Consider the following 22150-nt stretch of genomic DNA (forward strand, 5'->3'; position numbering starts at 1 on the left):
TCCGAGATCCTGCCGGAGGCCTTCCGGGCGTGGTTCGCGGCGCGTGGCTGGACGCCGCGTCCGCACCAGCTCGACCTGCTTCGGATCGCCGGTGCGGGCCGGTAAGACGCTGGCGGGATTCCTGCCGAGCCTGGTTGCCCTCTCGGAACGGGGGGCCACCAAAGCCGAGGCCAAGGCTTCAAGAGGCCTGCATACCCTCTACGTCTCGCCGCTCAAGGCCCTGGCGGTCGACATCGCCCGCAACCTGGACGCGCCGATCGCCCAGATGAGCCTCCCGGTGCGCGTCGAGACCCGCACCGGCGATACCCCGGCGCACAAGCGGACTCGCCAGATCAGCCGCCCGCCCGACATCCTGCTGACGACGCCCGAGCAACTGGCGCTTCTGATCGCCCATCGCGACGCCGCCGAATTCTTCGCGGGATTGCGCTGCGTCATCCTCGACGAGCTGCACGCCCTCGTGACCTCGAAACGCGGGGATCTGCTTTCCCTGGCGCTCGCCCGGCTGCACCGCCTCGCCCCGGATCTGGCGGCGATCGGATTGTCCGCCACCGTGCGCGAGCCGGATGAGCTGCGGAAGTATCTGGTGCCGCAGGTGCAGAAGCCTCCTCTTCCCTGTGTGGGAAAAGGTACCCTGCGCAGCAATCGGAAAAAGGAGCCGAGCGACAGCTCAGAAGAGGAAGCCGGTCGGGACGTCTCCGGCGGCGCTTCGCTTTCCCGAACCGGTCTTACGGCCGGTCTACCCGCCTCCTTAGGGGAGGAAGGCAGCGCAGAACCCTGCATGGCTGACCTCGTGACCGTCCAAGGCGGCGCCAAGGCCGACTTGCGCCTGCTCGATCTCGGACGGTCGCTGCCGATTTCGGGGCACACCGCTTGGCACTCGATGCCGGCGATCTACGCATTGATCAAAGAGCACCGGACGACCCTGGTCTTCGTCAACACCCGGCTCCAGGCCGAGTACACGTTCCAGGAACTGTGGCGTCTCAACGAGGACGCGCTACCGATCGCGATCCATCACGGCTCCCTCGACGCGCAGCAGCGGCGACGGGTCGAGGCCGCCATGGCGGAGGGACGTTTGCGGGCGATCGTCTGCACCGCGACCCTCGACCTCGGGATCGATTGGGGCGACGTCGATCTCGTGGTCAACGTGGGGGCTCCCAAGGGCGCGAGCCGGATCATGCAGCGGATCGGACGGGCCAACCACCGGATGGACGAGCCGTCGAAGGCCTATCTCGTACCCGGCAACCGCTTCGAGATGCTGGAGTGCCAGGCGGCCCTCGATGCCGTCGAGGCGGCCGCGCAGGACACCCCGGACGCGCGGCTCGGCGCCCTCGACGTGCTCGCCCAGCACGTGCTCGGTATGGCCTGCGCCGACGCCTTCGATCCGGTCGGCCTCTACGACGAAATCGTCTCCGCAGCACCCTATGCCAGCCTGACTTGGGAATCGTTCGAGCAGGTCGTCGATTACGTCGCGACCGGCGGCTACGCCCTGCGTGCCTACGAGCGTTTCGCCAAGATCCTGCGTGGGCCCGACGGCTTGTGGCGCGTGCGCGATGCCCGGACGGCGCAAGCCTACCGCATGAATGTCGGCACGATCGTCGAGGCGGCGCGGGTCCGGGTGAGGCTCGGACGGACCTTGCGCGGCAAGCCCGGCACAGTCCTGCCGAAGGGCGGCCGGGTGCTCGGGGAGATCGAGGACGAGTTCGCCGATACGTTGACGATCGGCGACACGTTCCTGTTTGCGGGCGAGACTCTGCGCTTCGAGGGCCTGGCCGAGGACGAGGCCCTGGTGACCCGCGCGCCACTGGGGACCGATCCTGCGATTCCCTCTTATGCCGGTGCGAAATTCCCGCTCTCGACCTTCCTGGCCGAGCGGGTCCGGGCGATCATCGCCGACCCGTTCGCCTGGGATCGCTTGCCGAAGCAGATCGGCGAGTACCTGCTGCAGCAGCGCCGCCGCTCCGTGCTGCCGGGCGAGCGCGACTTGCTGGTAGAGACCTTCCCTCGGGGCAAGCGGCACTACCTCACGGCCTTTCCGTTCGAGGGACGGCTGGCGCATCAGACGCTCGGCATGCTGCTGACACGGCGGATGGAGCGTGATGGCCTGCGCCCGCTCGGGTTCGCAGCCAACGATTACGGCATCGCGATCTGGACGACCCGCGATGTTTCGGAGCGGGCCGCGCTGGACCCCGACTTCATCGGCGACCTGTTCGCGGTCGACATGCTGGGCGACGACCTCGAGGCGTGGCTCGATGAATCGGCGATGATGAAGCGCACGTTCCGGCAATGCGCGGTGATCGCCGGCCTGATCGAGCGCCATCATCCCGGCTTGAAGAAGTCCGGTCGCCAGGTCACGATCTCCACGGACCTGATCTACGACGTGCTGCGCAAGCACCAGCCCGACCATCTCCTGCTGCGCGCCGCGCGACAGGATGCGGCAACCGGACTCCTCGACGTGAGGCGCCTCGGCATGATGCTAGAGCGCATTCAGGGGCGAATCATCCATAAGGCTCTCGATCGAGTCTCGCCGCTCTCCGTATCCGTGATGCTCGAGATCGGGCGCGAACGGGTCTACGGTGAGGGGGCCGACGAGATCCTGGCCGAGGCCGAGGCGGAGCTTCTTCAGGAAGCCCTGTCCTGACCGTCGATCCGCCCTCCCCCATCGAGACCGAGGATGCGATCTTGGCGGCCGGCCTGAGACTCGAGAAGACTCACAAGCACCCGACCCTGCTGCTGGCGGGCGAGACCCTGGTGCTCGATCTGTGTGGCGGCGTGTGGCTGCCCGAGCACCGCACGCTGATCGTCTCCGATCTCCATCTGGAGAAGGGGTCGTCCTACGCCGCCCGCACCGGCCAGTTCCTGCCGCCTTACGACACCCGCGAGACCCTCGCCTGCCTCCACGAGGCGGTGGTGCGCCACGATCCGGCGCGCGTGGTCGCGCTCGGGGATTCGTTCCACGATGTCCGCGGCCCGGAGCGGATGGAGCCCGGCGACCGGGCCATGGTGTCGGCTTTGCAGGAGGGCCGGGACTGGGTCTGGATCGCGGGCAATCACGACGCGGCGGTTAGCGAGGGCGTCGGCGGCCGCTACGCCGACGCGCTAACCCTGGGCGGCCTGATCCTGCGTCACGAGCCGAGCGGCGAACCGGTCCCCGGTGAGATCGCCGGCCATCTCCATCCCTGCGGAAAGGTCGCCATGCGCGGTCGGGCGGTCCGCCGCCGCTGCTTCGTCACCGACGGCACCCGCCTGGTGATGCCCGCCTTCGGTGCCTACGCGGGCGGGCTGAACGTCCGCGACCGGGCCATCGACGGCCTATTCCCCAATGGGTTCACGGCCCATCTGCTCGGGGATGGACGGGTCTTCACCATCGGCCGAGCGCAGCTGGCGCGGGATTGACGGGAGCGCGCGTGACAGTTCGAAATATCGCCTCGCCGCGGGTGGGGCCGTGTGAACGAGCGCCGTGAGACGTCAGCGATAGAAGGTGTAGGTCGCGCTGTAGGGCACCCGCGCCGTCTGGCCCGGCATGCAGACGCCCTGCGGTTTCTCACCGCCGACTGTGTCGCTGCGCAGGACATACTGCGTTCCGGCGAGCAACCCGGTTCCGGACGTCCGGCCGGAGAGTAGCAGCCACGCGACCGCCTGGGGTCGCGGTGCGGGCACCTGAGCGATGACGGTACCGAGCACCCGGGATCCGTCCTGCGCCTCCCAGACCGGTCCCTCGAAGTGGCGCCCGACCGTGCTTCCATCCGGCTGGACGAGTTCGGCCTCGGGTTTGGCGGGGCCCCAGGCCGGGCCGTTCTCGGCAGCGATGCAGGCATAGACCTGCACGCCCCGGGCGGCGAGACGCGCGATCGCCACGCTGCCGGGCGGCGGTTCCAGGCCCGCCGGTTCGGCCAATGCGAAAGCCGGAGCGCAGGACGCCACGGCGATGAGGGTTGTCCGCCAAGACCTTGTGAGGCTGCGGAGCGTGATGACGGCGTGGGGAATCGGTTCAGCTCCATCCGGACAGTCCGAACCGCCGATACGTTGCAAACCGCGTGCGCGTTTCACGCCGCGGCTCGCGCGTGATCCAGGTCAGGCGGATTTCATGAACCGCGTGACACTCTCCGAGAGATCCGCTGAGTGTCCGGCGAGGCTCTCGGCGACTCCCAGGACAGCTTCCGCCAGTTGACCGGTGGCATTGGCGGCCTGCGAAACGCCGCCGATATTGCCGGACATCTCGTGCGTCGAGACCGCCTGCTCCTCGACAGCGCTCGCCATCGCCAGGGTCAGCGTCGAGAGCTCGGCGACGGCGGCGGTGATCATCTCGATCGCTCCGACCGCCTCGCCGGTTGCGCTCTGGATCGCCGCAACCTGCTGGGTGATCTCGCCGGTGGCCTTCGCGGTCTGCTCGGCCAGAGCCTTGACCTCGCTCGCCACCACCGCGAAGCCCCGGCCGGCGGCGCCCGCCCGCGCGGCCTCGATCGTGGCATTCAGCGCCAGGAGGTTGGTCTGCCCGGCGATCGACTTGATCATGCCGACCACCGCGTCGACCTCCCGGGCGTTCTCGGCGAGCTGCCGCATCGTCGCGTCCGTGGTCTCGGCCTGCACCGCGATCTGGCGGGCGCGCTCGGAGACCCGTCCGACCTGACCCGAGATCTCCTGGATTGCGCCGTTCATCTGCTCGGAGTTCGCCGCCACGGACGAGGCCTTCTGCCGAGCGGAATCGGCCGACTGCGTCAGCCCCTCGGCCGAATGCTGCATCTCGCGGATCGCCGAACCCACGGCATCGACGACACGGCTGACGTCGGTGGACATATTCACCTGCGCGGATACGACGGCCCAGGTCAGCATCGGTCCGATGTAATTGCCCTTCCGGTCGTTGACGGCGGTGACCTGCAGATCGAGGGTCTCCGGCCCGACCTTGATCTTGGTCCGGTGCGGCAGCCGGCTCGCATCCGCCAGCATGTTACGCTGGTGACGCGGGTTCTTGTGGAACACGTCGAAGGAGTGGTCGAGCATCTCGTCGACCTTGATCGGCAGCCATTGCTCCAGCGGCCCGAGGGTCCGGCGCGAGGTCGCGTTCAGGTAGTTGATCTTGAACTCGTTGCGGGGATCGGCGGTCATCACCGCGACCGGCATGTTGTCGATCATCGACATCAGCCGATCGATATCGTTCTTCTTGGCCGAGATGTCGGCCGCGAACTTGACCACCTTCACCGGCTTGCCGCGCGCGTCGAGGACGGGGTTGTAGGTCGCCTCCAGCCAGACCTCCGTGCCGTTCTTGTCGATCCGCAGGAATTCGCCGGTGACGTACTGACCGTCCTTCAGCTTCGACCAGAACTCCGTGTACTCTGGCGACTTGGCAGCCATCGGTTCGACAAAGATGCGATGATGTTTGCCTTGTACATCCGCAAGGGTGTACTTCATCAGGTGCAAAAAGTTGTGGTTGGCACTCAGGACTTGCCCGTCCATCGAGAATTCGATGATCGCCAACGACCGGTCCAGGGCGTCAAGCTTGGCCTGCGCCTCGTTATAGACGGTTCTCTTGAACATATCGGTGTCCACGCTGCTCCTGCGAGCATATGGCCGAGATTGGGTTAAATTTTATATAATTCGACAGTCTTTGAAACCGAAGCCTGCATTGAGAGCGCGTCAAATGAAATATTCAATCAAAGTAAGTTGTAATAGTTGATTGGCAGAGGCTTAGATTTGTATTAAAGACAGCTTTTGCCTTTTAAGCTGACGAATATCAGAACCACCCGCGGCTTCGGAAATATACAATTGGAGCAAGAGCGCTGATCAAAATAAGCGCGAGGGCGTAGGGATATCCGTAGGCCCAGTCCAGCTCCGGCATGTGCTTGAAGTTCATGCCGTACATCGAGGCGATCAGCGTCGGCGGCACACCAACCACAGACACCACCGTCAGTACCCGGAAGACGTTGTTCTGCTCGATGTTGATGAGCCCCAATGTGGCGTCGAGGAGGAACTGAACGTTCTCGGCAAGCCGCGTCTCGAACTCGTCCAGGGAGTCGATGTCGCGCCGGATCGTCTCGAAGCGACCGTCGCCGGGCAGGCCGAGCCCTTCGCAAGCGGCCGACACGAACGGCACGATCCGCTCCAGGCCGAGCAGGCTCGCGCGGATCTTCCCGAGAACCTTCCCACGGTTGCTGATGCCGCGCAGGATCCGCCGCAGCGCCAGGTCGCGGCGGCGGGGCGGCGGGCTTTCCAGCCGACGGCGATCGGCGCCGCGGACATCGAAGTCGAAGATCCGCGTGGACAGCGTGTCGAGTTCGGAGGCCATGTCCTCCAGGGCGTCCGCGAGGCTGTCGACCAACTCCTCCAGGATCACGAGGAAGATCTCGCTCGGCGTCACGCTGCCGTCGCCGTCGGCGATGCGCTTCTCCGACGAGTCGATCGCGCGCATGTCGTGGAACCGGATCGTGACGAGGTGATCCTTCGACAGGAGGAACCCCAGCGGTTTCAACTGGGAATCACTGCGCTCGAAGGTGATCATCGGCGTCGAGAGCGACAGCCCGCCCTTCACGCGCCGCAGCCGGCTGGAGGATTCCACCTCCGACAGTGCGGCCCGGGACGGTACGCGCAGGCCGGTGGCCGCTTCCACGGCGGCGGCCTCCTCGGAACTCGGGTCGTTCAGATCGAGCCAGACGGCATTGCCGGGAATTGGGCCGCCGCGTTCAGGCGTCACCGCGCCTTCGGGTCCGTGGAGGCTCAGCATGAGGGCGCGTTATCCTAGGGGAAATCAGGGCCGATGCCGGGTCATCGCGCCGTCGCGCGCGGGTGCGACAGTCTTGACTTCAAGCCGCACGAGAGCTAACTCGCCGCCGTCATTGGCACTCGCCAAGACAGAGTGCTAACAGTCGGGCTTGGGAGCGGCCGCGCACGCCGCATCAACGCCAACTGCAGACCTGAAGCAAGAGGGCAGCTCATGAAGTTCCGTCCGCTGCACGACCGCGTGGTCGTCCGTCGCATCGAGGGCGAGGAGAAGACCAAGGGCGGCATCATCATTCCGGACACCGCCAAGGAGAAGCCGCAGGAAGGCGAGATCGTCGCCGTCGGTCCCGGCGCTCGCGACGAGCAGGGCCGCGTCAACGCGCTCGACGTGAAGGCGGGGGACCGCGTCCTGTTCGGCAAGTGGTCCGGCACCGAGGTCAAGATCGACGGTCAGGACCTCCTGATCATGAAAGAATCCGACATCATGGGCGTCGTCGCCGCCTGATCGGATCGCCCGTTCCAACCCTTTGAGGCCACCTGAGGCCTTGGGGTCCAACCCAACCACAAGAGGCAAACCATGGCAGCGAAAGACGTTCGTTTCTCCGCCGACGCCCGCGATAAGATGCTGCGCGGCGTCGATATCCTTGCCGACGCGGTGAAGGTGACGCTGGGCCCGAAGGGCCGCAACGTCGTGATCGAGAAGAGCTTCGGCGCCCCGCGCATCACCAAGGACGGCGTCACCGTCGCCAAGGAGATCGAGCTCGCCGACAAGTTCGAGAACATGGGCGCCCAGATGGTGCGCGAAGTGGCCTCGAAGACCAACGACATCGCGGGTGACGGCACCACCACCGCCACCGTGCTGGCCCAGGCCATCGTCCGTGAAGGCGCCAAGTACGTCGCCGCCGGCATCAACCCGATGGACCTGAAGCGCGGCATCGACCTCGCCACCGCCGCTGCGGTGAAGGACATCATCGCGCGCGCCAAGAAGGTCTCGACCTCCGACGAGGTCGCCCAGGTCGGCACGATCTCCGCCAACGGCGACAAGGAGATCGGCGAGATGATCGCCCACGCCATGCAGAAGGTGGGCAACGAGGGCGTGATCACGGTCGAGGAGGCCAAGACGGCCGAGACCGAGCTCGACGTCGTCGAGGGCATGCAGTTCGACCGCGGCTACCTGTCCCCGTACTTCATCACGAACGCGGAGAAGATGGTCGCCGAGCTCGAGGATCCCTACATCCTGATCCACGAGAAGAAGCTGTCGTCGTTGCAGGCGATGCTGCCGGTGCTCGAGGCCGTGGTGCAGACCGGCAAGCCGCTGCTGATCATCGCCGAGGACATCGAGGGCGAGGCGCTGGCCACCCTCGTGGTGAACAAGCTGCGCGGCGGCCTGAAGGTCGCGGCCGTGAAGGCGCCGGGCTTCGGTGACCGCCGCAAGGCGATGCTCGAAGACATCGCGATCCTGACCAAGGGCCAGATGATCGCCGAGGACCTCGGCATCAAGCTCGAGAACGTGACGCTCGACATGCTCGGCCGCGCCAAGCGGGTGCGCATCGAGAAGGAGAACACCACGATCATCGACGGCGTCGGCGAGAAGACCGACATCGAGGGCCGAATCTCGCAGATCAAGGCGCAGATCGAGGAGACCACCTCGGACTACGACCGCGAGAAGCTGCAGGAGCGCCTGGCCAAGCTCGCGGGCGGCGTCGCGGTGATCCGCGTCGGCGGCGCGACCGAGGTCGAGGTCAAGGAGAAGAAGGACCGCGTCGACGACGCCCTCAACGCCACCCGCGCGGCTGTCGAGGAAGGCATCGTCCCGGGCGGCGGCACTGCACTGCTGCGTGCCAAGAAGGCGGTCGCCGCGCTGAAGAGCGATGTTCCGGACGTCCAGGCCGGCATCAAGATCGTGCTGAAGGCGCTTGAGGCCCCGATCCGTCAGATCGCCCAGAACGCAGGCGTGGAAGGCTCGATCGTCGTCGGCAAGATCACCGACAACACCTCCTCGGAGACCTACGGCTTCAACGCCCAGACCGAAGAGTATGTCGACATGATCCAGGCCGGTATCGTCGATCCGGCCAAGGTCGTCCGTACCGCCCTGCAGGACGCCGCTTCCGTGGCCGGCCTGCTGGTCACCACCGAGGCGATGGTGGCCGACGCGCCGAAGAAGGATGGCGGCGCCCCCGCGATGCCGGGCGGCGGCGGCATGGGCGGCATGGATTTCTAAGTCCACGCCAACCATCGATCTGACGAAGGGGGTCGCCGAAAGGCGGCCCCTTTTTTCGTTGGTATGACACGGCCGTCTCACGGTCCCGCGGAAGTCCGAGCCGTCATGAGGGGCGGCTGTTCGACGGCTGCAGAAAGATTTCTGCGTGCGAGATCGGCCTCGACTTGGGCAGCGAGCTTGAAGAAGCGCTGGCGGACATCAGCGGCAAACGGATTGGATCGCTCGATCGCCTCGAACACTTCGGGGGCGTCGTGCCGGACCATGTCGACCGCTTGCATGAGCAGTGAGAAGCTTCGCGTGGTCATGTGAGTGGGAAGCGGCTCCATGGCGACGAGCACCCGCGCGATCAGATGCGTCAGGCCTTGCACGGCCGCGGCCTCGCGGTCGTGGGCCTCGGGCGTCGTGACGATCACCTTGAGCTTCAGCACCGTCCGGAGGAAAGCCGCAGCACGACGCCCGTGCCGTCCCGTGGTGTCAGGGCACACCGCGATCTTCAGTCCCGCGATCCCGCCGACGGCACTCTGCGGGCCGAACAGGGGATGGGTTCCCAGGATCTCGACGCCGGCCGGTAATCCCGCCCGCATGATCTCGACGGGGATCATCTTCACCGAGCCGACATCGACCACCAGCGTTCCCGATCGGAGATGAGGGGCAATGTCGGCCACGACATCGGACAGGCGGGATACCGGAACGGCCAGGATGACGACGGAGCAGCGTGCCGCCGCGATCAAGTCCGTCCGCACGGCGCCGTAGGTCTGGGAATCGGCCTCGGCCGGGCGTGGATCGTAGACGCGCAGCGCCATGTGCGGCCCGAGATGCCGGACGATCAGGCGACCGAAGGCGCCGAAACCGATGACCCCGACGGCGGGGTAGAATTGAGTGGCTTGGGAGACTGACACGGTGACCTCGGGCAGACGCGAGGTCGACGGATCATGATGAAGTGCAACCGCCGACGACGCAGCGGTTGGGCAAGATAAGCAAGCCGCCGCTATGAAAAGGGCGGGCGATAGGATGCGGTGAACGGCAAGCTTGTCATGAGGACGGTCGTCTATGCGGTGCTGCCATGCTCGTCAACAAGGCCGCCTCGATGCCAGGACTCGGCCTGATCGTACGGAATGCTTGAACGCTGCTCGATTGAAGGGCCCAGGTTTCGCTGCCCCGAGCGCGCTCTTCCACACCGCGTGACTGCGGAACCAAAAAAAACGGGACGGCTTGCGCCGTCCCGTCTGTCGTCGTGCCTATCGGCCTAAGAAGATAGAAGCCAGTCGCTGGAGCAGGCCCCGCGGTGCGGGCGGAGGCTCACTCTGTCCAGGACCGTCCCCAATCTAATTGGCGGCGAAGGGGTGCTGAGCCGAGTTGCGCTGCTCGGTGACGGTCGAAGCCTTCGGCTCGCCGTTCACGGCGCGCTGGATCGAGAGCTTGGTGGCCTCGTAGTTGTACTTCTGGATCTTGGCGTCGTCGGCCGCTTCCCAGTGGATGAACACGCCGACCAGGATGAACAGGTCGTCGGCCTCATCGGCCGGGATGATGCCTTCGGCGACGGCATCCTGGACGGCCTTGGCAACGCCGTGCTGGGCCGGGCCGAACATCTGGACGGCCTGACGGGCGTCGTTGATGGTGACCTTGTTGAACATCAGGGTGTTCGGCTTGCACGGCAGGTTCGGCGCGATGACCGCGAGCAGGCTGGTGAAGCCGTGCTTGTTGTTCACGAGGCCGTTGCAGAAAGCCGTCTCGGCGGGCGAGCCGCGCGGTCCGATGATCAGGTCGATGTGAGCGACTTCGTTGCCGTCGCCGACGAGGGCTTCGCCAACCTGAACCTTGGTGATCTTCGCCATTCGGTGTCTCTCCCTGGATTCCGAAATAGGGCCGCGGCGCCGGACAATGCCAGCGGCCGGGAAGCCATCCTTGTTATCGGCGCCCGAACCTCCGGACGAGCCGGTTGGGCCGAGCCGGTTGGGCCGGACAGCGCGCCGGACCCTACAGTGCGACCCAGCGGCTCACAACCCGCGCAAGGCCCTGGATCTGAGGAATTTCTTTGACCGCGGGCCGTGAAAAGCTGGAACTTATCCGCGTATCACGCCAGGGCGGCGCCTGCCGTAGTCAGGGCGTCCCAGAACACGGTCGCCACCGTGAAATCCGCGCTGGTGCCAGGGTTGAGCCCGCGCGCCTTCAACGACGCGTCGAAGAGCAGCAGCGGCTCGACCGGACGTGTGGCGAGATCGAGACCGTCGAGTAAGCCTGCGGCCTCCAGGCGAACAGACTCCGCCACTGGTGCGCCGGCCTTGCGGGCGATGTGGCTGTCCGGAACGGTCCGGAGATAGGCGAGGTGGATCGCGGTGGTGCACCAGGTCGGATCGAGGCCTGCGGCGCGCGCGCCGGCGAGGGCCGGCAGCCCGATCTCTGCGATGTCCGCGAAGCCCGTGCCATAGGCCCGAGCGATGCGGTCGCGATCTGCCGCTTCCGCCATGGCCGCGCGCAGGGAGGCCGGGGCGGCGACCGATACGTCGTGCTGGTCGGCCCGGCCGAGGCCTCCCGGGTTCGCGAGCCGGATCGCTGCGAAGACCGCTTCGGAATCGTCAGCCTGCAGGGTGTCCAGCACCGCTTCGACCGATCGGCCCCCCTCCGCTGCGACGGCAAGCGGCGCACACAGGAGCAAGATGCCCAGATTGGTGTTCTGGGCGACGGCCGCCAGGGTGGCCGCGACCCCGGCGCGGACCCGCGCACCGACGCCTGATCCCGCCCACGCCAGCCCCGGTGCCGAGACGTCGGCGCTGGTGACGAAATCCGCCATGACCATGCGATGGCCGGCTGCGTAGGCGTGGACGTTGCCGGGTTTCAGCGCGTCGAGTTCCGCCAGGCAGGCGGCGCGGTAGAGCGTGCCGATCAGCCCCGGCGCGAGACCGGTCATGCCACCACGAGCCGCGGAATGCTGGCGCCCCGGACGGCGGACAGGAAACCGCGCACGACAGCGCCGGCGATATCGGTGTCGCACACGGTCTGCAGGCCGGACCAGGCCGGCATCGAATTGACTTCGAGGATCGAGAAGCCGCCCTCCCCGTCCTCCACCAGGTCCACCCCGGAATAGTCGACCCCGACCGCGGCGGCGGCGGCCTCGGCCATCTCGGCGGCGTCCCGGGGCATGGCCCAGGGCAGCGGCCGGCCCCCGCGGTGGACGTTGGTGATCCAGCCGTCGCCCTCCCGGATCATGCCGGCGATCGCGCGTCCGTCGCAGACGAACACGCGATAGTCGCGCCACAGCCCGTCCCGCCGCGGCACGTAGCGCTGGAGATAGTAGACACGGGCTACAGCCTCCTCGTCCGGCAGGTCCCCGGGCGTCTCGATCAGCGCGAGCCCCTCCCCTTGCGAGCCGAACAGCGGCTTGAGGACCAGAGGTGCGCCGGGGCGGGCTTCCCGCTCCACGATCTCCGCGGCGGCCTCGCGTTTCGAGACGACCCAGGTCTCCGGGGTCGGAAGGCCGGCACGGGCGATCAGCAGCGAGGTCGCCGCCTTGTCGACCGAGCGTTCGATGGCCGTGGGCGGGTTCCAGACCGTCACGCCCGCCGAGACCAGGGCGTGCAGCACGCCGAGCCGCATGGTGGTCGCCTCGAACGTGCCCCCCGCGATGGTCCGCAGCAACACGCCGCCGGGCAATTCGCCGGAGAAGCCCGGGACCCGCAGCGGCTCGCCGCCGCCGGTGGCCACGATCACGTCGGCCAGGGAGAACAGCACCGGCTCGACCCCCTGCGCCCGCAGGGCCGCCAGGAGCCGGGCCTTGTGCCAATTGCCGTTATCGGCCGCGAGGGCGATGCGCATGGATCGGAGACTCTCGACGGCCCTTTCCTGCACGGGAAAGCACCGGATCTGTGTGGGTGCGAAGCGCGATCGCGAGGGCCGGCCGGGACCGGCTTCCCTCTCTCCCACTGGGGAGAGAGGGACCCTCGCTTCATGCGATTGGCAGTGCGACGTCGTCTACGCCGCGATGCCTCGTGAACCGGAGCTCGAACGCCCCGCGTTTAAGCGAACGACGCTTCCACCAGCGCCGGCTCCAGGCGGCCGCCGCGATACGTGGCGCCGGTGCGCACCGACGTGACGATCGCTTCGGCCGGCGAGAACAGCGCGCCGTCGATCCTGTAGAAATCGCCGTTCACCCGCGAAAAGATCTCGGCGAACGGGGCGCCGTGGTCGCTCGACGTGGTGGACGGGATCTGCTCGGCGAGCTGCTTGGCGTCGGCATCGTCGGCATCGACGAAGAGCTGGACCCGGCCACCGTAGATGATCGCATCGTTGGTGCGGCCCATCGCCTTGATGAAGTCCGGGTGGGGCGGCGAAAGCGGGGCCGACCCGATGCCGTCTACGATCGCGTGCAGGTCGAACCCGACCGTGTGGGCCTTGTGCAGGGCCACCTCGAGCACCCGGGCGACCACCTGGGTCGAGCCGGCCAAGCTCTGGGTCGGTGCGAAGATGAAGGTCAGGTCCTCGGGCCGCAAGCCGGCCGCTTCGGCGACCTTGGCGACGACGCTGTCGGGCGGACCGCCGGCGGCTTCGAGCACCAGAGCGGTCTTCGAAGCGGAATCCCGATAGCCGAGCTCCTGATACAGATCCTCGACCGCAGCGACTGCGCGGCCGGGGCCCGAGCCGAGGGCGAAGAAGCCGGAATCGCCGGCTTCATCGGCCAGGCTCCAGCCCGCATACTGGCTGCCCAGGCAGGCGAGCACCGGGTCGGCCGCATGGACGATCACGGAATACGGCCAGGAGGCGATCGGGCCGCTCGGGGCGATGCTCACGGTGCCGAGGCCGCCGAGGCAGATCTCGGCGATGCGTCGTCCGGCCTCGATGGAGCCGCGCGCCTGGGCGCCGGCATCGACCATCCGGGCTCCGCCGGCCGTCTGCGACACGGACAGGCGCAGCGTCGCGGCGTCGGCCACGAACCGCTCGATCAGCGGCGCCGTCAGCGCGTTGACGCTGGGATAGGATTGGCTGGCACTCATCTCAGGGTTTCCTCGGGGTGCATTTTCTCAGCGGTGAGGTCGGCTTGGAGCCGCGCCGTCCGCGTGTTCAAACTGTCGAGCGCCATCTGCCGGTCGGCCCCATGGGCAAGCACCGTGCAGAGAGGCGCGTCGCGGCGGACCACCGTGCCGGGGCGCGGGCGGTCGCGCACATGATCCGGCCAGGCGAAATCCGGCACGGGCGCATGCTCCCGACCCGCGTAACAGATCTGGGCGGCGGCCGCATCCGCCGGTTGCGCACCGAGCGCCGGCATGGCGCCGAGGCTGGCCGCGATGTGGGCCGCCAGGAGCGGCGTGCTCCGGCGATCGAGGATGTCGAGGGTCGCGCCGGGCCGCGGGTTGATCTCGGTGAGCCACCAGCAGCCGGACCCGTCGACCAGGAAATCGGCGCTGCCGAGGCCGCGCAGGCCGGTCGCCGCAACGATGCTCTCAACGGCCTCCGCGACCGTAGCGATCAGCGCGTCGGGGAGAAGCCGAGCTTCCGTCGCAGCGCCGGTTGCGGCACCGCCGAACCGGTAGGGCCGGATCGGCGACGGCGCGCACCATTGCTCCGTCACCGCCAGCATTTGGATCGCGCGTCCGTCGGCGAGGAAGTTCAGCGCGTGGGGTCGGCCCGGGACCCGGGCCTGGAAATAATGCGCGTCCGGCGCGGGGCCGCGACCCGCCGGACGGATGTGGCTGCCGCCGCTGCCGCCGGTCCGCTTCAGCAACCAGCCGGACGGGTCGGGACGCGCATCGGTCGCGATCTTGGGATGCGGGATGTCGAGCCGGACGCAGAGCGCGGCGAGCGCGAACGGATCCTTGAGTGCGGCGACCGCGGGCGCATCGGCGCCGACCAGACGGTGCCGTTCGGCGGCCCGGGCGATCAGGCCGGGCGCGTCCTCGAAGCCGCTGCCAAGGACGAGGCCGACGACCGAGCCTGCGGTTTCGGCCAAGGCGTCGATCGCCGCCAGGGTCGCTTCGAAAGCCATCGGGCTGCCGAATCGACCCGGGAGCGGCCGGTAGGCTTCGCTGAGCGCCAGCGTGTCGGAATCGCCGAACAGGTCGGCCACGAAGGGGCGCATTCCCGCCCGCCGAGCCGCCTCCGCGAGGGCGCGCCCGGATTGAGCGGCGATCAGGATCGCCTCTGCCACGCCGGGATGCGCCGGAGCCGGCTCAGCCCGCGATCTCGACGGCCAGCGTGTAGGCGTCGCGGAAGTCGAGGCAGAGCGGCGTATCGGAGGCGAGCATCCGATCGAACAGGCGGCGCTGGGTCTGGTACTTCACATTGCCCACCGCGAGGGCGCCGATGCCCACGCCCTTGCCGGTCGGCAGCGGCACGTCGACGGCGTTGACGTCGATTCCGGCGATCCCGGCGGGCGGCACCGCGTTCACGTCGGACGCGACGAGAAGCTTCGGAGCGGATTTCAGATCCTCGGCCGAGAGGATCGGGATGCCGGCCGGCCCGGCCGACAGGATCACGTCGGCGTCCCGGATGGCGACGCGGCGGTCCTCCGGTGTCGTCCCGTCGACGGCGCCGACCTCGATGCCGAAGCGCCACTTCATCGTGAAGGCGATCTTGGAGACCCGCTCCTCGCCGTCATGGCCGACCAGGACGGTCTGCGCGCCCTGAAGCGCGCCGATCACCGCGGCCACGTAGGCGACCACGCCGGCGCCGCCGAAGATCACGATGCGCTTGCCGGTCAGATCGGTGCCGAATTTCTGCCGGAGGGCCCGGGAGACCTGCGCCACCATGGCGGCGCCGGTGGTGAACGAGCCGGCGGGATCGGCGAAGACGTGGTTCACGAACGGCGGCACGAACGCCTTCTTGGCGCGGTCGACCATGTCGAGGGCGTCCTCGGCGTTCTTGCCGCCGATGAAGATGCCGGTCCGCGTGCCGTCTGCCGGAGAGCGCGAGAAGATCGAATCCTGGGTCAGCGACACGACGTCGGCGAGGCTGACCTCGGTGTAGGTCACCACCGTCTCGAAGCCGGCGTCGACGGCCATGTTCACGTCGAACGGGCTCATGTGCCGGAGCGGCGTCAGCATGTGGAGGATCGAGCGGGCCATGACGTTCTATCCCGTTTGGCGCGCATCAACCTGCGCCTGCAGACCGTCCAAACCCGCTGCGGGTGCCGCGGTCAAGTCCGGACCCGCCGGTTCAGTCCCCCGTGGTTATCGATGCGCCGCTGTTGCGGCCGCGGGCAATCAGGAAGCGAAGCGGCCCGCCGCGGTCGAGACTTGCCACCAGGGACCGGGCGTCGGCCTCAGACGGCATCAGCGCGAATCCGGTCGGTCCCCAGGACGATTGGCCGTAGCCGGGCACGCCCTGCGCGGCGGCTTGGTCGAGGGCCTGTGCGACGGCGGCGCTGGCGTAGCGGCCGCCCTGGTGCGGGGCGAAATGATCGCCGATGAGATCCTGGATCCGGGTGATTCCCGCGCCGAAGCCGTGCGGCTCGGCGAGCGCGACCGCCGGCAGGACCTGCATCAGCACGATCCGGCAGATCTCGGCCGCCTGTGCCTCGGGGAAGCGCGGGAGGTCGCGAAACGCCTCTACCTCCCGCGTCCCGTGCACGCCGGCCATGCTCCGATCGAGGATGAGCACGATCCGCCAGGCTTCGGGATAGGAGAGGCGCGCGGTGACCGGCGGTGCTGCGCCATCGGGGCCGCGGCCGCCATCGACGATCAAGCCGCCCTCGGTAAACGCACTGAGCCCGACCCCCGACCGATTGCCGCGATCGAGGCTGGAGGAGAACGCGGCCGCCGAGAAAGAAGCCCCGCTCAGTCGCGCCATCGCGGCCGCCACGGCCAGCGCGAGCTGCGTGCCCGATCCGAATCCAGCGTGCGCCGGGATCGTCCGCTCGACCGCGATCGCCACCGCGTCGGACCCGCCGAGATGGCTCGCCGCCGCACGGGCGTAGCCCTGGACGCGCTCGACCTCCTCGCCGGTGACGGACAGGTGTGCGGACCGGCGGGCGGTGAGCGTCAGGGAGGGCGTGTCGATGGCCAGCCCGATGCTGCCGAAGCGGCGGCCCAGGCCGCCGTGCAGGTCCAGGAATCCGAAATGCAGCCGCGCGGGCGCCTCGACTCGGATGGTGCTGCTCGAAGCGGCCGCCTCGTTCCGCTGGGGGACCTCGCCCACGCCCATGTCTTCGAAATCCACACGCCGAACCGGCGCGCTTTTCCCATGCGGCGGGCGGCCGAAGCAACGGGATCTTGCGGCCGATCGGCCGAACCAGAATGCGAACCCCCCTTGCCGAGGCGTGCGGATGAATGCAAACCTAGGGCAGCGACGGCGCGCCGAGTTGCCGCCCGCCCGGACCTGTCGGGCGGTCGAGCCATTCCGATCCGGCGGGATTCTCCTTCGGGAGTGAACCTGCTTCGTCCGGTCTTACGGCCGTCGCCCGCTCCGAAGCCAAACAAGAACGTCGCGTGAGGGAGCATGGCAGCCTGGGTGAAGGGTGGCGCGACGGACGCGGGCACCGCCATCGAGGCGGCCGTATCCTTGCTCGCCAAGGCGCGCGCGCCGGTGATCGCCGGCCTGAGTGCCGACGTCGCCGCGATCCGCGCGGCCTATGATCTCGCGGGGCGCATCGGCGCCTCCATCGATACCGCTGGCGCGGTCGGCACGTATGCCGAGCTAGGCTCGCTGAGCCGGGTGGGCGCCATGACCTCGACGCCGGCCGAAGCGGTCGGCCGGGCCGATGCCGTGCTCGTGGTCGGCGCAGCCACTTGGCATACGCCACTCATCAAACGCTTGGCGGAATCGAAGCCCACGCGTGGGCGCGCTGCCGGTTCGGACCGGGCGCTCCTGGCCCTCGGAGCCGGTCCGGAGGGCTCACAGGCGGCGCTGTCCTGCCCGGCTACGGGCGGGCTGGCGGAGGCCGTCGCGGAACTGCGCGCTTACGCCAAAGGCCATCTCGCGGGCGACACGCCGCAGGCCAAGCTCGTCGCGCGGATCGCCGCCGCACAGTACGGCGTCCTGCTGTACGATCCCGCGGAGCTCGGTGAACTGGGCGTGGAGATGCTCCAGGGCTTCGCCATGGAGCTGAACGAGACCACGCGTTGCTTCACGCTCTCGGTGGCTGGACCGGATCAGGACCGCGCCGTCGTGCCGGTGGCCGCCTGGTTGACCGGGCAGGGGCCGCGCAGCGGGTTCGGCCGCCGCGTCCCCGAACATGATCCGTGGCGCTTCGATGTCGCCCGGCAGGTCGCCGCTGGCGAGGTCGATGCCGTCGTCTGGCTCGCCGCGCTGCCAGTGGACCGGCCGGATTGGCTGGCTGCCGTGCCCTCCGTGGCGCTGGTCGCCGAGGCGGAAGCCTCTCTCGCCGACGTGGTGATTGCGGTCGGCCGTCCGGGACGCGACCTGGGCGGCGTCTTGTGGAACGAGCAGCGCGCCGCGCTGACCTATTGGCCGGCTTCGGCCCCGACGGACCTGCCGTCCGCCGCGTCGGTACTGGGTGCTCTGGCGGAGCGCCTGGTCGAAGCTGGCGCCGTGTCGAGGAGTGAGCCCGCATGCTGAGCGTGATCCGGGGCGGGCGCGTCGTCGATCCGACCGCGTCCCGCGATGCCGTCGGCGACGTCTGGATCGAGGATGGCCGCATCGTCGAGCCCGCCGGCCGGGCGCCCGATCGGGTGATCGATGCGTCCGGCTGCGTCGTGATGGCGGGGGGCGTCGAGGTGCACTCGCACATTGCCGGCGGCAACGTGATCACCTCGCGCCTGCTCCTGCCCGACCTCTATGTCAGCGAGGCCTCGCCCGAGGGGCATCCTTTCGCGCATGCCGGCGGAGCTGCGGGCTGGATCGGCTCGACCTACGCGCGGATGGGCTACACCACCGCGGTCGAGCCGGCGATGCCGCCGACACACGCCTTGGCGACCCAGCTCGAACTGGCCGACATCCCGTTGCTGGATCGCGGCGCGCTCACCGTGATGGGCAACGACGACCAGCTTCTGCAGCTGTTGCGCGAACGGCAGGGCGGGAATGCCGTCCGCGATCTCGTGGCGCTCTCGGTCGCCACCTCGCGCGGCCTCGGCGTCAAGTGCATCAACGCCGGCGGCGCATCCGCTTTCAAGGACGGCGCGCTGCGCCTGTCTCTCGATGACGAGATTCCGGTCTACGGTCTCTCGACTCGGCAGATCATGGGGTCGCTGCTCGACGCGGTCGAAGAGATCGGCGTCCCGCACCCGCTGCACGTCCACTGCAACAATCTCGGCCTGCCCGGCGCGGACGATTCGTTCATCGAGACCCTGGAGGCCGCGGAAGGCCGACGCATCCACTTCGCCCATGCGCAGTTCTATGCCTACGGCGCCACCGAGGGTGGCGGCTTCCGTTCCGCGGCCGAGCGCATCGCCCAGGCCATCGCCGACAACCCGAACGCGACCCTCGATATCGGGCAGGTGGTGTTCGGACAGACCGTAACGGTCTCGCTCGACATCTTGCGGCAGTTCGCCGGCCGTAAGGGTGCCAAGCCGAAGAAGTGGGTGTTGAACGCCGGCGATGCCGAAGGCGGCGGCGTGGTGCCGTTCCTGTACCGGCCGCGCGGCCCGACCAGCTCGCTGCAATGGGCGATCGGTCTGGAGATCATGTTGCTCTCCACGGATCCGGAGCGCACGATCCTCACCACCGACCACCCGAACGGCGGCCCGTTCACGCAATACCCGCGCATCATCCACTGGCTGATGGACAAAGCTGAGCGCGATCGCGAGATCGCGACGCTGCCGGGTATCGTCGCGGAGCGGTCCAGCCTGCCGACTCTCGAGCGGGAATACAGCCTCTCGGAAATCGCTCAGCTGACGCGATCCGGCCCGGCCAAGCTGCTGGGACTCGCCGACCGTGGCCACCTGCGGCCCGGGGCCTGTGCCGACGTGGCGGTCTACCGCGACACATCCGACCGCACGGCGATGTTCACGGCCGCAAAGCTGGTCCTCAAGGACGGCGTGCCGATCGTCGAGGATGGCGAGGTGGTGGAATGGCGCGCCGGCCGGACGCTCTCGCTCTCGGTCGAGTCGGATCCGGCGATGGCCAAGCGCGCCGACGCCTACCTGACGGACCGGTTCGGCGAGGGGCTCGACAGCTTCGCTGTCCCGGACGCGGCGTTCGACGCAGATACGGACACCTTCGAGGCGGTGCCATGCCGGGCGTGATCAGCGGGGCGAGTGGCGGAAACAACCATGTCTGACCTCAGCCTCAACGGCATCCCGATCATCGACACCTTCGCGGAGGCGTTCGATGTGGCCGGGACCGCCATCATCGTCACCAACGACACCGCCAAATGGGCGATGATCGCCGCGACCACCATGACAGGCTTCGCCACGTCGGTGATCGGCTGCGGCGCCGAGGCCGGCATCGATGCCGTGCTGTCGCCGGACGAGACCCCGGACGGGCGGCACGGCGTGCGCATCCTGCTGTTCGGCTTCGAGCCGAACGGCCTCAAGGACCAGCTGATCAAGCGCGTGGGTCAATGCATCCTCACCTGCCCGGGCACGGCCTGCTATGCCGGCGTGGACGGACCGACGAAGATCAAGCTCGGCGGCGCGATCCGGTATTTCGGTGACGGCTTCGCCATCGCCAAGCGGCTGCCGGACGCCAGCGGCAAGCTTCGGCGCTACTGGCGCATCCCCGTGATGGACGGGGAGTTCCTCTGCGAGGATTCGGTCCGGTCCGTTGATGGCGCCGTGGGCGGCGGTAACCTGCTGTTCCTTGGCCGGACCCATTCCGAAACCCTGATCGTCGCCGAGGCGGCCGTTGAGGCGGCCAAGGCGGTACAAGGTGCGATCCTGCCGTTCCCGGGCGGCATCGTCCGTTCGGGCTCGAAGGTCGGCGGCCGCACCAAGGGCATGATGGCCTCGACCAACGATGCCTATTGCCCGACCCTCAAGGGCCGTGCCGGCTCGGCGTTGCCAGCCGATTGCGGCGTCGTGCTGGAGATCGTGATCGATGCCCTGACCTCGCAGGGCGTGTCCGACTCGATGCGCGCCGGCCTCCATGCCGCCACCGAGATCGGCGGAAAGCACGGGCTGATCGCCGTGACGGCGGGCAATTACGGCGGCAATCTAGGCCGTCACCATTACCATCTGCGCGACTTGCTCGCGCGCGACGACACCAAGACGGAGGGCTGAGCCTTGAGCACCCTCACCCTGCGCGCGGCCCCGCCCGAGCGGCTCGACTTCCTGAACATCAATCCGCTGGCCCTGAGCCGGCTTTCCCAGGCCGACGCCGAACGCCTGGAGATCGGGACATCCCGCACCGGCGTGCGTCTCGGCGACTGCTTCTCCGTCTCGCTGGACGGCTCCGACACCCTGACCATTGAGGGCGGCCACGAGCGCCTCGACCGGGTCGGCGCTGCCCTGTCCGAGGGAGCGATCCGCGTGACCGGCAATGTCGGCCAGCGCCTCGGTGAGGGCATGGCCGGCGGCAGCCTGACCGTGACCGGCGATGCCGGACCCTATGCGGGCTCCGGCGCCACCGGTGGCGCCATCACGATCGACGGCGATGCCGGCGATTATGCGGGCGGTGCCGTGTACGCGGCCAAGGCCGGCCTCGATGGTGCGACGCTGATCATCCGCGGAACGGCAGGCGCGCATCTCGGCGACCGGATGCGGCGCGGGATCCTCCTGGCTGGCCGGGCGGGTGCCTATGCCGGCTCCCGGATGATCGCGGGGACGTTGGCCGCCCTGACCGTCGGGGACCATCCGGGCTACGGCATGCGCCGTGGAACCCTACTGATCGGTTCGCACGGACGGTTGTCGCCGACCTTCGTTGAGACCGGGACGCACGATCTCGTCTTCCTGAAGCTGCTTGGAAAATCACTCCGGGGCCTCAGCGCGGAGCATGCCGCGCTGCTCGATCGGCCGCTGCGGCGCTATTCCGGCGACCTCGCGACCCTCGCCAAGGGCGAGATCTGGGTCGCGTCCTGACGTCACCCTGGGCAGAGCGGCCGCACGCGGCATATGCTCTGTCCAAGCGGGCCCGTACGAGGCCGGCACATTGGGGAGACGCCCATGCTCCTGCTTCTGTCGATCTGTCTCGTCGCCCAGCCCTCGACCTGCCGCGAGGACAGGATCGAAATGTCCTACGAGGGCTCGAACCCGTTCATCTGCCTGCGCCATTCGCAGAGCGCGCTGGCGACCTGGCAGGCCGCCCATCCGGACTGGCATGTCGAGCGCTGGCGCTGCGCCGCGCGCGGCAGCCTGCCGAAAAACCTGTGAGCGCGTCCCGAGACCGCCTCCC

General features: G+C 68.4%; 20 protein-coding genes. 9 read left to right on the top strand and 11 right to left on the bottom strand.

Translation table 11 applies throughout. The features are described from left to right. The first annotated feature begins 43 nt into the window (after window positions 1–43). Together AC0IY0_RS10330 and pdeM are read left to right on the top strand one after the other, a co-directional pair. Entirely contained in the window at window positions 44–2638 is a 2595-nt protein-coding gene (locus AC0IY0_RS10330) for a ligase-associated DNA damage response DEXH box helicase (RefSeq protein WP_471763741.1), read from the top strand. Between the two features lie 41 nt (window positions 2639–2679). After that, complete coding sequence (gene pdeM / locus AC0IY0_RS10335; protein WP_147937855.1) at window positions 2680–3393, top strand: ligase-associated DNA damage response endonuclease PdeM; 714 nt, start codon at window positions 2680–2682, stop codon at window positions 3391–3393. Between the two features lie 72 nt (window positions 3394–3465). On the opposite strand, the gene AC0IY0_RS10340 is transcribed toward pdeM, so the two are convergent. From AC0IY0_RS10340 to AC0IY0_RS10350, 3 genes are all read right to left on the bottom strand, one after another. Continuing rightward, the gene (locus tag AC0IY0_RS10340; RefSeq protein ID WP_187278895.1) at window positions 3466–3855 is read right to left on the bottom strand and encodes a DUF3455 domain-containing protein; all 390 of its coding nucleotides are present in this window, start codon (window positions 3853–3855) and stop codon (window positions 3466–3468) included. 216 nt (window positions 3856–4071) lie between these two features. After that, entirely contained in the window at window positions 4072–5532 is a 1461-nt protein-coding gene (locus AC0IY0_RS10345; RefSeq protein WP_147937914.1) for a methyl-accepting chemotaxis protein, read from the bottom strand. Window positions 5533–5728: 196 nt separating this feature from the next. Beyond that, window positions 5729–6715, bottom strand: coding sequence for a CorA family divalent cation transporter (locus AC0IY0_RS10350; RefSeq protein ID WP_147906622.1), 987 nt, complete (start codon window positions 6713–6715; stop codon window positions 5729–5731). Window positions 6716–6925: 210 nt separating this feature from the next. Here AC0IY0_RS10350 and groES point away from each other — a divergent pair, with 210 nt between their 5' ends. Continuing rightward, window positions 6926–7216: a co-chaperone GroES gene (gene groES / locus AC0IY0_RS10355; protein ID WP_147906621.1), complete on the top strand. Its 291-nt coding sequence runs from the start codon at window positions 6926–6928 to the stop codon at window positions 7214–7216. 72 nt (window positions 7217–7288) lie between these two features. Further along, window positions 7289–8932: a chaperonin GroEL gene (groL, locus tag AC0IY0_RS10360; RefSeq protein WP_147906620.1), complete on the top strand. Its 1644-nt coding sequence runs from the start codon at window positions 7289–7291 to the stop codon at window positions 8930–8932. 77 nt (window positions 8933–9009) lie between these two features. On the opposite strand, the gene AC0IY0_RS10365 is transcribed toward groL, so the two are convergent. The 8 genes from AC0IY0_RS10365 to AC0IY0_RS10400 all read right to left on the bottom strand — a co-directional run bounded on the left by AC0IY0_RS10365 (window position 9010) and on the right by AC0IY0_RS10400 (window position 17059). Then, entirely contained in the window at window positions 9010–9831 is an 822-nt protein-coding gene (locus tag AC0IY0_RS10365) for a prephenate dehydrogenase (RefSeq protein WP_147937858.1), read from the bottom strand. Window positions 9832–10257: 426 nt separating this feature from the next. Continuing rightward, window positions 10258–10767: a 5,6,7,8-tetrahydromethanopterin hydro-lyase gene (gene fae, locus AC0IY0_RS10370; protein WP_007568574.1), complete on the bottom strand. Its 510-nt coding sequence runs from the start codon at window positions 10765–10767 to the stop codon at window positions 10258–10260. 239 nt (window positions 10768–11006) lie between these two features. Then, the gene (locus AC0IY0_RS10375; RefSeq protein WP_471763742.1) at window positions 11007–11840 is read right to left on the bottom strand and encodes a triphosphoribosyl-dephospho-CoA synthase; all 834 of its coding nucleotides are present in this window, start codon (window positions 11838–11840) and stop codon (window positions 11007–11009) included. Then, the gene (locus AC0IY0_RS10380) at window positions 11837–12745 is read right to left on the bottom strand and encodes an ATP-grasp domain-containing protein (protein WP_147906617.1); all 909 of its coding nucleotides are present in this window, start codon (window positions 12743–12745) and stop codon (window positions 11837–11839) included. The genes AC0IY0_RS10375 and AC0IY0_RS10380 overlap by 4 nt, the downstream gene beginning before the upstream one ends. Before the next feature lie 200 nt (window positions 12746–12945). Next, window positions 12946–13920: a methenyltetrahydromethanopterin cyclohydrolase gene (gene mch, locus AC0IY0_RS10385; RefSeq protein ID WP_471763743.1), complete on the bottom strand. Its 975-nt coding sequence runs from the start codon at window positions 13918–13920 to the stop codon at window positions 12946–12948. Beyond that, complete coding sequence (locus tag AC0IY0_RS10390; protein WP_471763744.1) at window positions 13917–15071, bottom strand: ATP-grasp domain-containing protein; 1155 nt, start codon at window positions 15069–15071, stop codon at window positions 13917–13919. Before AC0IY0_RS10390 ends, mch begins: the two co-directional genes overlap by 4 nt. 22 nt (window positions 15072–15093) lie before the next feature. Further along, window positions 15094–15987, bottom strand: a complete 894-nt coding sequence (locus AC0IY0_RS10395; protein WP_147906614.1) for an NAD(P)-dependent methylenetetrahydromethanopterin dehydrogenase — start codon at window positions 15985–15987, stop codon at window positions 15094–15096. 91 nt (window positions 15988–16078) lie between these two features. Further along, window positions 16079–17059: a beta-ribofuranosylaminobenzene 5'-phosphate synthase family protein gene (locus AC0IY0_RS10400; RefSeq protein ID WP_471763888.1), complete on the bottom strand. Its 981-nt coding sequence runs from the start codon at window positions 17057–17059 to the stop codon at window positions 16079–16081. Between the two features lie 300 nt (window positions 17060–17359). Between AC0IY0_RS10400 and AC0IY0_RS10405 the strand changes: the two genes are divergently transcribed. The 5 genes from AC0IY0_RS10405 to AC0IY0_RS10425 all read left to right on the top strand — a co-directional run bounded on the left by AC0IY0_RS10405 (window position 17360) and on the right by AC0IY0_RS10425 (window position 22128). Continuing rightward, window positions 17360–18439, top strand: a complete 1080-nt coding sequence (locus tag AC0IY0_RS10405; protein WP_471763745.1) for a formyltransferase — start codon at window positions 17360–17362, stop codon at window positions 18437–18439. Continuing rightward, on the top strand, window positions 18433–20064 hold the full coding sequence (locus tag AC0IY0_RS10410) for a formylmethanofuran dehydrogenase subunit A (RefSeq protein WP_419830398.1): 1632 nt from the start codon (window positions 18433–18435) through the stop codon (window positions 20062–20064). The genes AC0IY0_RS10405 and AC0IY0_RS10410 overlap by 7 nt, the downstream gene beginning before the upstream one ends. Before the next feature lie 27 nt (window positions 20065–20091). Beyond that, window positions 20092–21039 carry a formylmethanofuran--tetrahydromethanopterin N-formyltransferase gene (gene fhcD / locus AC0IY0_RS10415; protein ID WP_147906611.1) on the top strand — a complete coding sequence of 316 codons (948 nt, stop codon included), beginning with the start codon at window positions 20092–20094 and terminating at the stop codon, window positions 21037–21039. 3 nt (window positions 21040–21042) lie between these two features. Further along, window positions 21043–21837, top strand: coding sequence for a formylmethanofuran dehydrogenase subunit C (locus AC0IY0_RS10420; RefSeq protein WP_147937865.1), 795 nt, complete (start codon window positions 21043–21045; stop codon window positions 21835–21837). An 84-nt stretch (window positions 21838–21921) separates the two neighbouring features. Then, window positions 21922–22128, top strand: a complete 207-nt coding sequence (locus AC0IY0_RS10425) for a hypothetical protein (RefSeq protein WP_007564437.1) — start codon at window positions 21922–21924, stop codon at window positions 22126–22128. Window positions 22129–22150 lie beyond the last annotated feature (22 nt).

The organism is Methylobacterium sp. AC315, assembly GCF_979253755.1.

Excerpts from the sequence above, each read along its gene's own strand:
- AC0IY0_RS10345 (WP_147937914.1), bottom strand. The coding sequence starts at position 5,532 with ATGTTCAAGAGAACCGTCTATAACGAGGCGCAGGCCAAGCTTGACGCC.
- AC0IY0_RS10350 (WP_147906622.1), bottom strand. The coding sequence starts at position 6,715 with ATGCTGAGCCTCCACGGACCCGAAGGCGCGGTGACGCCTGAACGCGGC.
- groES (WP_147906621.1), top strand. The coding sequence starts at position 6,926 with ATGAAGTTCCGTCCGCTGCACGACCGCGTGGTCGTCCGTCGCATCGAG.
- groL (WP_147906620.1), top strand. The coding sequence starts at position 7,289 with ATGGCAGCGAAAGACGTTCGTTTCTCCGCCGACGCCCGCGATAAGATG.
- fae (WP_007568574.1), bottom strand. The coding sequence starts at position 10,767 with ATGGCGAAGATCACCAAGGTTCAGGTTGGCGAAGCCCTCGTCGGCGAC.
- AC0IY0_RS10375 (WP_471763742.1), bottom strand. The coding sequence starts at position 11,840 with ATGACCGGTCTCGCGCCGGGGCTGATCGGCACGCTCTACCGCGCCGCC.
- AC0IY0_RS10380 (WP_147906617.1), bottom strand. The coding sequence starts at position 12,745 with ATGCGCATCGCCCTCGCGGCCGATAACGGCAATTGGCACAAGGCCCGG.
- mch (WP_471763743.1), bottom strand. The coding sequence starts at position 13,920 with ATGAGTGCCAGCCAATCCTATCCCAGCGTCAACGCGCTGACGGCGCCG.
- AC0IY0_RS10395 (WP_147906614.1), bottom strand. The coding sequence starts at position 15,987 with ATGGCCCGCTCGATCCTCCACATGCTGACGCCGCTCCGGCACATGAGC.
- AC0IY0_RS10405 (WP_471763745.1), top strand. The coding sequence starts at position 17,360 with ATGGCAGCCTGGGTGAAGGGTGGCGCGACGGACGCGGGCACCGCCATC.
- AC0IY0_RS10410 (WP_419830398.1), top strand. The coding sequence starts at position 18,433 with ATGCTGAGCGTGATCCGGGGCGGGCGCGTCGTCGATCCGACCGCGTCC.
- fhcD (WP_147906611.1), top strand. The coding sequence starts at position 20,092 with ATGTCTGACCTCAGCCTCAACGGCATCCCGATCATCGACACCTTCGCG.
- AC0IY0_RS10425 (WP_007564437.1), top strand. The coding sequence starts at position 21,922 with ATGCTCCTGCTTCTGTCGATCTGTCTCGTCGCCCAGCCCTCGACCTGC.